7 protein-coding genes are annotated in these 11,400 nt (G+C 35.7%); 5 read left to right on the top strand and 2 right to left on the bottom strand.

What is annotated here, in order from left to right; translation table 11 throughout:
• Window positions 1–90 precede the first annotated feature (90 nt).
• Together AC07XN_RS20550 and AC07XN_RS20545 are read right to left on the bottom strand one after the other, a co-directional pair.
• Window positions 91–2,061 (bottom strand): thioredoxin domain-containing protein, encoded by a 1,971-nt coding sequence (locus tag AC07XN_RS20550; protein WP_494744399.1) that lies wholly within the window; start codon window positions 2,059–2,061, stop codon window positions 91–93.
• Window positions 2,058–3,680: a T9SS type A sorting domain-containing protein gene (locus tag AC07XN_RS20545; RefSeq protein WP_494744398.1), complete on the bottom strand. Its 1,623-nt coding sequence runs from the start codon at window positions 3,678–3,680 to the stop codon at window positions 2,058–2,060. The genes AC07XN_RS20550 and AC07XN_RS20545 overlap by 4 nt, the downstream gene beginning before the upstream one ends.
• 115 nt (window positions 3,681–3,795) lie before the next feature.
• Between AC07XN_RS20545 and AC07XN_RS20540 the strand changes: the two genes are divergently transcribed.
• The 5 genes from AC07XN_RS20540 to AC07XN_RS20520 all read left to right on the top strand — a co-directional run bounded on the left by AC07XN_RS20540 (window position 3,796) and on the right by AC07XN_RS20520 (window position 11,348).
• Window positions 3,796–4,236, top strand: coding sequence for a hypothetical protein (locus tag AC07XN_RS20540; RefSeq protein ID WP_309916090.1), 441 nt, complete (start codon window positions 3,796–3,798; stop codon window positions 4,234–4,236).
• A 134-nt stretch (window positions 4,237–4,370) separates the two neighbouring features.
• Entirely contained in the window at window positions 4,371–5,945 is a 1,575-nt protein-coding gene (locus AC07XN_RS20535) for an NAD(P)/FAD-dependent oxidoreductase (RefSeq protein WP_494744397.1), read from the top strand.
• 103 nt (window positions 5,946–6,048) lie between these two features.
• Window positions 6,049–6,684 carry an NUDIX hydrolase gene (locus AC07XN_RS20530; protein ID WP_409014228.1) on the top strand — a complete coding sequence of 212 codons (636 nt, stop codon included), beginning with the start codon at window positions 6,049–6,051 and terminating at the stop codon, window positions 6,682–6,684.
• Window positions 6,685–6,761: 77 nt separating this feature from the next.
• The gene (locus tag AC07XN_RS20525; protein ID WP_494744396.1) at window positions 6,762–8,489 is read left to right on the top strand and encodes a hypothetical protein; all 1,728 of its coding nucleotides are present in this window, start codon (window positions 6,762–6,764) and stop codon (window positions 8,487–8,489) included.
• Window positions 8,490–8,681: 192 nt separating this feature from the next.
• A complete protein-coding gene (locus AC07XN_RS20520; RefSeq protein ID WP_494744395.1) occupies window positions 8,682–11,348 on the top strand; it encodes a DNA gyrase/topoisomerase IV subunit A in 2,667 nt (888 codons plus the stop codon).
• Window positions 11,349–11,400: the final 52 nt, after the last annotated feature.

Below are 11,400 nucleotides of genomic sequence, written 5' to 3'. Positions count from 1 at the left end.
ACTTAAGTCACCTGCTAATAGGAAAAAATAAAATTTAATAACCTCATTTATAACATATTACATACTTCTAATATTTTTTATTCTTCTGTATTAAACAATCTGTTCCCAAGCCTCCTCTACTGTCTTTACTGGTAATTGACAAGTTTTATCATAACATACAAAAATTAGCGTTTCTCCTTCTTTTGTCGTTCTATGTTGCAATAAAGGCAATTGGCTTTCAGTAGCAGTTCCTGTCAACACTTTGTTAGGGAAAAATTGTTGATCTATTTGTTTTCTAAAAGTTAGGAAATCATCCCCTACAATGGCTATTTCTGGTGTTTTAGAGACCATTTGGGTAGCAAAACAAGCCCAATTAGTCAGATAATCTACATTTTTCAACAACAGATTTTTCATTTTGGAGAGCATCAATTTTGATAATAATCCGAAGTCTTCTCTTTCCAAAATAAGCCCTAAAGTATATAGGTTTCTTGCCATTATTGAATTGGAACTCGGCACTACATTATCAAAAATTTCTTTTTTGCGTGCTATCAACTCTTCGGCATTTTTATCTGTGAAGAAAAACAATTCATCCTCTTCATCCCAGAAATTTTCATAGGCATACAATGTAAGTTTTTCGGCATAATGCAACCAGTTTTCTTCAAAAGTAGCCTGATACAAATTCAGATAAGCATCAATCAACGTAGCATAATCTTCCAAGAAGCCCATAATCTTGGTTTCTCCGTTTTTGTAGCTATGCATCAATTGTTCCCCTACGATAAACTTATCTTTAATAAAATTAGCATTTTGAATCGCTAACGTTAAAAAACTCTCGTCACCAAATGCCCTATAAGCATCTATTAAGCCTTTTAACATCAAGCTATTCCATGAACAAAGTATTTTATCATCCAATCCGGGACGGATTCGCGTATTTCTTACAGCATTAAGCTTTGTTATTTGCTCTTTAAAATCTGCATTCAAACTAGGCTGGTCTTTCCACAGAATATTTACGCCATGTTCCCAGTTCCCTGCTTTTGTTACTTGATAATTTTTGCAAAAAGCCTCTGCATCTTTTCCTAAAATTTGTTCTATTTCAGTTTTGGTCCATACATAATATTTTCCCTCCACTCCTTCTGAATCGGCATCTAAAGCTGAATAAAACCCGCCTTCTTCATTGGTCATTTCACGGGTTAACCAAGCGATTGTTTCATAGACAACTTCTTTATACAACGCTACTCCTGTTAAAGAGTAGGCTTCTGAATATAAGCTCACTAATTGTCCATTGTCATACAACATTTTTTCAAAATGAGGACAAAACCATTCGCCATCTACAGAATACCGAGCAAACCCTCCTCCTAATTGGTCATAAATCCCCCCCATCGCCATTCTATTAAGGGTAAGTTGAACATGATGCAAGATTGCTTTGTCTTTAGTTTCATGCACATATCTCAATAAATAAGCCCAAATAGAGGGCATCGGAAACTTCGGACTTCTTTCAAACCCACCCCATACGTCATCAAAAGTACTCGACAGTTTTTCTGCCATTACTTTCAAATCATCTTTGGTGAATATCTCGCTTTCAGGTACCAATCCATATTTTTCAGAATCTTTAAACAACATATTCTGAGTAAAACCTTCTGCCGACTTCTGTAGTTCTTGTTGGCTATTTTTAAAGCCCGTATCTACTGCTTGCAATAATTTCAACCAATTGGGCTTAGGGAAATATGTTCCTCCATAAAACGGTTTACCATCAGGCATTAAAAAAACATTCAAGGGCCAACCTCCATGTACGCCCATCGCCTGTACGGCATCCATATACACTGCATCTACATCAGGACGCTCTTCTCTATCTACTTTTATATTGATAAAATAGCGGTTCATTACCTCTGCTACTTCTTCTTTTTCAAAACATTCATGCTCCATGACATGACACCAATGACAAGCAGAATAACCAATGCTTACCAAAATAGGTTTATTTTCTGCTTTCGCCTTATCAAGTGCTTCTTTTCCCCAAGGAAACCAATCCACAGGGTTCTGAGCATGTTGTAATAAATATGGTGATGTTTCGTGGGCTAATCTGTTCATTGATTAATAATAATTTTTTTGATAATACTCTTCTCTCCTTCTACATATTTCAATATATAAGTCCCCGAAGGTTGCTTTAAGTCAAATTCTTTTTTCCTTGAAATATAACTTGAGGCTGGAGTATAGTTCTCTGAATGCACTTCCCTACCCAAGGCATCGAAAATTTTAAAATCGCCCTTCAGGTAACCTTCTCCATAATATTCAAAGGTATATTTACCATTGCTTGGGTTAGGATAAAGCACATAGTTGTTTTGTAAATCTGGCAAGGTAAACTTACACAGAAAAGTCTCTTTACCTTTTAAAGTGATTTTTTGTGACCAATCTCCATAACGAACGGTTAATTCTGTTGTAGCTCCATCACTTGCAAATTCGTTTATGGCAGCAATCAAAATTTCATTCCCTTTCACAACCCCTCTCCAAACAGCATCTTGATCTTTAAAATGGTCATAAGCGGTTTTAGGAATTACTAGACGATAATTACCTGTAAAGAAGTCTTTGAACTGAGATAGTCTGTATAATCCATAAATATAAGATTCATAGATTGAGTAATTGACATTATCGGGTGTAGATGGCCCTTCCCACAGCCAAAGCCCTTTAGCTCCCGAGAAAAAAGGGAAAATGCCTTGTGCCTCGGCTAAGTATTTTTTTATATTGACATTAAAACCATAAGTAGAACTTGGCTGACATTTGTTATAAGTGAGCCATTGAAACAACATTACGTCTTTGTTACTTCGAGCAACATTGGCTTCAATTTGAAATAATTGATACGCTATGTTGGGATAAGGCAATGAGCTATATTCATAACAAAAATAAGCCGATGGAGCTAAAAAGGTATTTTGTTGATAGAACTTCCCTCCTGTTTGGTTGGTAATTGTATCTTTCATATAATAATTCAACACCTTATCGCTCGTCAGCCATTCTTGCCAAGTATAATTTAAGGGAAATTCCGTATTTTTTATCGGAGCATCTGAATATGAAGCAAAATTGGTTGTGGAAGGAATGCTATTTTGCTGAAGGTAAGTAATTGGTTCAGCATAGAGCTTTGATAAATCACGCTTGTAGCGTTCGGTAAAATCAATGTCAGATAAAGCACGGTATTGAGCAGGAATACTTTGGTTGCTTTTTAAGCCCCGAATACTTGGATCAGTAGGAATTTCTCGTTCTATATCCAACATCAGAATATCTAAATTGGGCATTGCTTTTCCTTGTGTATCGGTAAAAAGCCCCGCCATTCCTTTCATATCGTCAGTCCATTTCTGCTTGTATTTGGTTAAATCATTTGCCCAAGGGCTTTCTATTTCATACCAAGGCTGACCTGCCAAACTGGCTACGCCACCCCACAGAATTGCTCTATTTTGTTGGGGTAAATTAACATCTGCCGCTGTAAAATTCGCCAAATGTGTAAAGCCATGTTTCAGAGGAAGATGGTCGGCATCTTTGAATCTAGGTCCATTATAGACAATTTTAAATGGCAATGAAAACTCAGGAAACTGTCCCCAATTAATTACACCATTCTGAGTAGATGGTGTGTACTGAAAACTAGGTTGGCAGTCGGATTGAGCAATCGCTAATCGACCAAATAGTAAACAGAATAATGTAATAAAAGACCTATTTTGCACGTTTCTTTAATGTATTTTAATAGTGTTCAAAGTATAACTTCTGGCAATTTCGGAAGAAAACAATTAACTTTGCTAAAGAAAAATTCGATTCTTGAATTTTTAAACTCCCAACAACATGAAACTAAAGAATTTCCTCTTATTAAGCCTTTTTGCATTTGTTACTTTTGCTTGCTCTGATAATAATGTTAACCCTACCGAGTCCAAAGTTACCGTTATTCAATCTTCTGAATGGCAAGTTGACCGCTTTACTACTACTGATGGTACTGTGGTTGACCCTACATTATTTGGAGGAAATTCAAAATTGATTGGAGAACTTACGTATGTTTTTGATAAAACATTCATGGTGCGTTCATATGATAAAGTTTCTAAGCAGGCACAGGCCTATGGGTCTTGGGAGTTAATCGAGAATGATACAAAGCTAAAAATCAATATACAAGGATTAGATGGCACTTTTAATGTTGTTTCACTTACTAAGCAAAAAATGATATTAAGAAATAACATTGTTTATGCAGGAGTAACAGTACCGATTAATATGGAATTCATTCCTTTTAAATAAGATTTTCTCTATCCCGTAAGTATTTTTCTATGCAAATACCTTACGGGATTTTTATTGTCTTTTGTGAATACATCATTCAAATAACATTATTATAAAGATTTTATTATTCATTTAAGGATAAATACCTTACAATCATGAAAAAACATGTATCATTAGTTTTAGAGCCAGAAATAGCTTTTGACCAAGAAAACTTCAAAAATCATTTAAGCCAATTATTACATTTTCCTGCTGATGCTGATGCCATTATTCGTCCATTAAAGAGGTCTATTGACGCCCGTGGTCGACAAGTAAAGGTAAATATAGAAGCGGAAGTATTCTTGGATGAAACACCTCCTTCAAGAATAGCATTTCAGAAAAACTATCAGGATGTTTCTAAGGCTCAACAAGCTATCATCGTTGGTGCAGGCCCTGCGGGCTTGTTCGCTGCACTAAGAATGATTGAGCTGGGTGTAAAACCTATTCTATTAGAACGTGGCAAAGATGTTAGGACCAGAAGAAGAGACTTAGCGGCTATCAATAAAGAACATATTGTAAATCCAGAATCAAACTATTGCTTTGGCGAAGGTGGAGCAGGTACATATTCTGACGGAAAACTTTATACTCGAAGTAAAAAAAGAGGGGATATTCGTAGGGTACTAGAAATTTTCGTGGCTCATGGTGCTACTGAAGAAATACTAGTGGATGCTCACCCTCATATAGGTACGAATAAATTACCACAGCTAGTTGCTGAGCTCAGAGAAAGTATCCTAAAGGCTGGTGGAGAAGTACATTTCAATACCAAAGTAGTTGACTTTATTATTCAACAAAAGGAAATCAGAGGCGTTGTTTTAGAGGATGGCAGAGAGATTTCAGGTATTGGTGTAATTTTAGCAACTGGTCACTCAGCCAGAGATATTTTTGAATTATGTCAGAAAAGAGATGTATTGATTGAATCAAAACCTTATGCAATGGGTGTAAGGATTGAACATCCTCAATCTTTGATAGATTCATTGCAATACAATTGTAAAGACCGCGGAAAATATTTGCCTGCGGCTTCCTATAGTCTGGTAGCCCAAACCTTTCATAAAGGCGTTCAAAGGGGCGTATTTTCGTTTTGTATGTGTCCGGGTGGATTTATTGTTCCCGCAGCCACAGCCCCTGGTGAATTGGTTGTAAACGGCATGTCGCCTTCTCGTCGTGATTCCCATTTTGCTAATTCAGGCATGGTAGTAGCTATCAATGAAATAGACGTTTTGCCATATAAGGAATACGGAGCCTTGGCAGGCTTGCAATTACAAAGAGAACTTGAACAAAAAGCTTGTCAAATGACAGGCGGAGGTCAAACTGCACCTGCACAACTAGTCCATGACTTTATCAAGCAACATACATCCAAAAACCTGCTAGAAACATCTTATCAGCCGGGTTTACAATCAATTGATATGCTTGAGGTACTTCCAGATTTTATCGGAAAACCTTTGCAAGATGGACTACAACAATTTGGCAAAAAAATGAGGAATTATGCTTCTAACCAAGGGCAAATCATTGGAATTGAAAGTAGAACATCCTCTCCTGTTCGTATTCCGAGAGACAAAGAAAATTTAGAACATCTAACAATAAAGAGGCTATATCCTTGTGGCGAAGGTGCTGGTTATGCAGGAGGAATCATGTCGGCTGCAATGGATGGTGAGCGTTGTGCTGAAAAATTGATTGAAAATTATGCTAAAAATTAATTTGTATGATAAATTTAATGTTAATTTACTAATTAAATATCATCCTTAATTTAACGGAAAGATTATATAATTTGTCAGCGGTAGTCTAACCTTTAAAATACAAATGCCTATGATAGGTTTTGTACCCTTTACTGAAAAAATAAAAAAACGGCTTCAAGAACCTTTACCCGGAAGAATTGCTCATGAAAAAATGCTTTCTGATTCAAGGTTAAAATTGAAGATGCCTTCACCGAGCGAACGAACAAGAGAAAGCGCAGTTTTAATTTTATTTTATCCTCACAATAATAATATATACATTCCCCTGATACTTCGTCCACAATATGATGGAGTACATGGAGGACAAATGGCCTTTCCGGGAGGTAGAGCAGAAAAAGAAGATGAAAATCTTGTAAGAACTGCCATGAGGGAAGCTCAAGAAGAAATTGGGGTGCGCCTGACTGATGTAAAAGTTTTAGGGACACTCACCAAGCTTTTTATTCCTGCTTCCAATTTCTATGTACAGCCAGTCATAGGATTTATCCCTCATAAGCCCGATTTTTATCCTGATGCCCGTGAAGTGGATAAGGTAGTGGAAGTATCCTTAGAGGAGATGTTAAACCCTAGTATTATTGGCAGGACAATTATTAATGTGAGAGGTATTGAAGTAGATGCACCCTTTTATAATATCCAAGAACATACTGTATGGGGAGCTACAGCCATGATGATTGCTGAATTAATAGATGTCGTTGAATCTATTTAAGTATAATAATACCTCTATAACACTGCATTTCCTTACTATCGTTAATTTTATGTAAACTATTCCTAAGCTAAGTACCTATGATGCTAAAAAAGCCCGCAGTTTTTGTTAATTCAATAGCATACCTTTCAATTATTCTAATTGTTGGTATTTATTACATTGTTTGTTATTCCTACTCATTCAATTTCTTTTTTCAGGACGATTACCACCTCCTCAGTTTCGTAAATACTGCTTATAATCATTTATTAACCTTCCATGAAAAGCTACAAGCACTTTGGAGTTTACATAACGAACACCGTATTGTTTTTCCAAGGCTTTTTGTACTGATAGATTGCTATTTACAAGGTCATATCGACTGGAAAGTTTTGAACACCGTAGCTACTTTATACTACTTGGGCATTTTTATAATATTTAGCTTGTTCATAAAAAGGTTAAAACTTAGCATCATCTATGTTGTACCCATTGCCTTTATCATATTCCAGCCTGCGTCTACCGATAATTATCTTTGGACGATTTCGACATTACAACAAGTTGGCAATATTTTCTGGGCGATGCTTTTGTTTTATAGTGTTTGCTTTTTCTCCCCAAAATACTTTTGGGTTTCCATAATATTAGTCTTTGTCTTGACCTTTACACATGGGAATGGCTTGTTTAGTTTTCCCGTAGTTGCCTTAATTCTTCTTTTTCAAAAAAGGGTTAAGCAATTAATTATTTGGATATGCCTAATGATTTTTGTCGCCGTGATTTACTTTTGGGGGTATCAGAACGGACAGAACTCAAATCTAGCAGGTAGTTTAAGCGACCCAACGAGGTTAGCGCTATGTTTTGGTGGTTTTTGGGGAAGTTTTGTTTCTATTATTTCACACAGATTAGAAACATATTATCAAGCAATCGCACTTGGGTTTATTGTATTTGTCACCTTGCTATTTTTTAACCTAAGATTGACCTATCACGAAACGTTAACTTTATTCAGCAAAAAATATTCAACCATTCAAGTAAAAGATTCATCGGTAAATGGTCATTTTTTGTTAGCCTATTTCATATTCTTTACCATCACAGCACTTTTGGTCACTTTGAGTAGGTCTTGGTCGGGACTGGAATCTAGTTTCGCTAATAGGTATTTACATAACTCATTTATTCTTTTTGTATTATTCTACTGTACCTTATTGTATTACTTACCTACCTTTAAAAGATCAATTGTTGGTAGTTTTTTAATAATAGGGATAGTATTTAATGCTTTTTCTTGGTATCAAAATTTCGACCGAATCATCTATATCAATTATTTAAATCAAGCTGAAGCATTCAATTATCAACAGGATAAAATCACAATAGAAAACGCAGCATCATTTAATAGAAATATCAGAGATGTTTTGGCACAATCTTTTCAAAATGGTGTAAGTGTTTTTCCTGACAACTTTTTACAACCAAGCATTTTCAATACTGCTAACCAAATACCAGATTCTTCAAGTCAGTATAACCTTGTGGTATCAAAAGATTCGTTATTGATGTTAGACGCTAAAGAATCACATTACTTACCAAAAGTAATGTTAAAAAATACTACCCTACCCTATGACGGTCAGGCTTTTGTGGTCTTCAAATCCTCCGAAAATACGTATATCTATCCTGTCCTTCATCAAAAGTCTGGCAGACGAAGATTCATGCAATTGGAACCTTACTTCACAAAAGGATTTAGTACTTCTGTCATGCTCGATTCTTTTGAAAAAAACACTTATCAAATAGGTATTATTCAAAAAATAAATAATCAACTGGTTTGTCATTTTACTCCTCAAACTATTACTGTTCGTTAATTTTCATCATTTAATCAAGGTTTCTTAACTTATTTCAGCCCAATTAGGAGGTAATATTTATAATCTGTTATAACGTTTGAGTTATATTAATTCATTGATGTTATCAGTATCAGATGCTTTTTCTTAGCTTTTTTTATGTAAATTAGGGTTTTGAAATACCACAAAATACGAAGAGAAGTAAAATAAGTGTCAATGGAAAACGAAAGTCTGCCTGAAAATTTAGAAGAGAACACAAACGATAATCCCCAAGACGATGCCCTTCATCAGCAAGTCGCTGTAGCAGGATTGTATGAAAACTGGTTTTTAGAATATGCTTCTTATGTAATTTTAGAAAGAGCTGTACCTGCAATTGAGGATGGATTAAAACCTGTTCAGCGCCGTATATTACACGCACTAAAAGAAATGGACGATGGTCGTTTCAACAAGGTTGCGAATGTAATTGGACAAACGATGCAATATCACCCTCATGGTGATGCTTCTATTAATGAAGCCATGGTTAACCTAGGTCAGAAAGATTTAGTATTTGATTGTCAAGGAAACTGGGGAGACTATCGTACTGGCGATGGTGCTGCTGCTGCTCGTTATATTGAAGTTAGGCTCTCAAAATTTGCCCTTGATGTAATCTTTAACCCTCAGACGACCGAATGGCAACTTTCTTATGATGGTCGTAAACGTGAGCCAGTCGCCCTTCCGGTAAAATTCCCTTTACTTTTAGCACATGGCGTTGAAGGTATTGCTGTTGGGCTTTCAACCAAAATTATGCCTCATAATTTTGTTGAGTTGATTGAAGCCTCCATAGCGATTCTAAAAAACAAACCTTTTGAAATATACCCTGACTTTTTGACTGGTGGGTCAATAGATGTTTCCAATTATCAAGATGGTCATCGTGGGGGGAAAATTAGAGTAAGGGCTAAAATTGAAGAATTTGATAAGAAAACCTTAGTAATTAAGGATATTCCGTTCTCTACTACTACCACCAATTTGATTGAGTCTATCATCAAAGCGAATGATGCGGGGAAAATAAAAATCAAAAAAGTAATTGATAACACTGCTAAAGAAGTAGAAATACAAGTACAGCTTGCACCAGGGGTTTCTCCAGATGTAACGATTGATGCTTTGTATGCTTTTACAGATTGTGAGATTTCAATCTCTCCTAATGCCTGTGTAATCATTGCCGATAAACCTCACTTTGTGGGGGTTTCTGAAGTGTTAAAAGTTTGTACCCAACAAACTGTAAAACTGTTAGAACGCGAGTTAGAAATACGTAGAGATGAATTGATGGAGAAGTTATTATTCAGTTCTCTTGAAAAAATCTTTATTGAAAATCGTATTTATCGCCAAATTGAAGAATGCGAGACATTTGAAGATGTAATTGCTACAGTTGATAAAGCATTGGAGCCTTACAAACCCGAATTTTACAGAGAAATAGTTGAAGAAGATATTTTAAGATTATTAGAAATCCGTATCAAACGTATTTCTAAGTATGACGGTTTCAAGGCAGATGAAGCCATGAAACGCTTACAGGAAGAGTTGGCCGAGGTATTGGATAATCTTGCGAACATCATTCGCTACTCCATAGATTATTTCAAAAATATCCTGAAAAAACACGGTAAAGGTCGTGAGCGTAGAACTGAAATCAGAAACTTCAATACTATTTCAGCGGCTGTTGTGGCAGCGGCCAACCAGAAACTATATGTCGACCGTGTAGGTGGCTTTATTGGTTATGGTTTGAAAAAAGAGGAGTATGTGATGGATTGCTCGGATATTGATGATATCATCGTTTTCAGACAAGACGGGCGCTGTGTCGTGACCAAAGTACAAGAAAAGGTATTTGTTGGAAAAGACATTATTTATGCATCCGTTTTCAAAAAGAATGATGATAGAAAAGTATATAATTTAGTCTATTTTGATGGAAAAACAGGGATTTCATATGTAAAACGTTTCAAGGTTACAGCTGTTACGCGTGACCGCGAATATGATTTAACGGCAGGTAATCCTAAATCAAAAATTCTATACTTCACAGCCAATGAAAATGGAGAGGCAGAAACCATTCAAATAAATTTGACGGCCTCTAGTACTGCTAGAGTCAAGCAATTTGAATATGATTTCAAAGAGTTGCTTATCAAAGGGCGTGATTCGATGGGTAATTTATTAACGAAATATCCTATTAGAAAAATCACCTTAAAATCTGCTGGACTTTCCACTTTAGGAGGTGTAGATATCTACTACGACGAAAATGTAGGGCGACTCAATCGTGATGAGCATGGTAAATATCTGGGTAATTTTGATGCCAAAGATAATATCTTGGTTATCTATAAAGATGGGCAATATGAATTGACAAATTTTGAGTTAACAAACCGCTATGAGTCAAAAGATATTGTTTCGTTGACCAAATTTATTCCAGATGGTATTATTACGGCTCTTTACTATGATGGTGGGTCTAAATTGTATTATGTAAAACGTTTCAGGATAGAGACAACCACGATTGATAAAAAATTCTTGTTTATTTCGGACGAAAAAGGTTCTAAGCTGACTTTTGCTAGTGTTGACGTATATCCACGCATCGAAATGTCTTATAAAAAAGATAATCAATCTGGAATTATTAAAGAAGAAGTCAATCTGGATGAAATAGCAGAAGTACGAGGTTGGAAAGCGATAGGAAGTAAATTATCTACTTTTAAAGTTCAGCATATTACACCTTTGGCACCCAAAATTGTAGAAACGCCTGTGAAACAATTGGATGAACCTTCGGCTAATAAAGATACTAGCACTCAAACACCGAAGCTGATAGCGCCAGAAGAAATTGATTTTCCAGAATCTGGTGATGGCACAACAGGGGAGCAATTAGGATTATTTTAACATTAGGAAAAAGCCTGAATTTTTATTTTTCTATAAAAAATACAATAATTAC

It is taken from the genome of Arcicella sp. GW458-12-2-14-TSB2 (assembly GCF_059423785.1).
The sequence above is the reverse complement of the archived record's forward strand: the minus strand, read 5'-3'. Positions and strand labels throughout refer to the sequence as shown.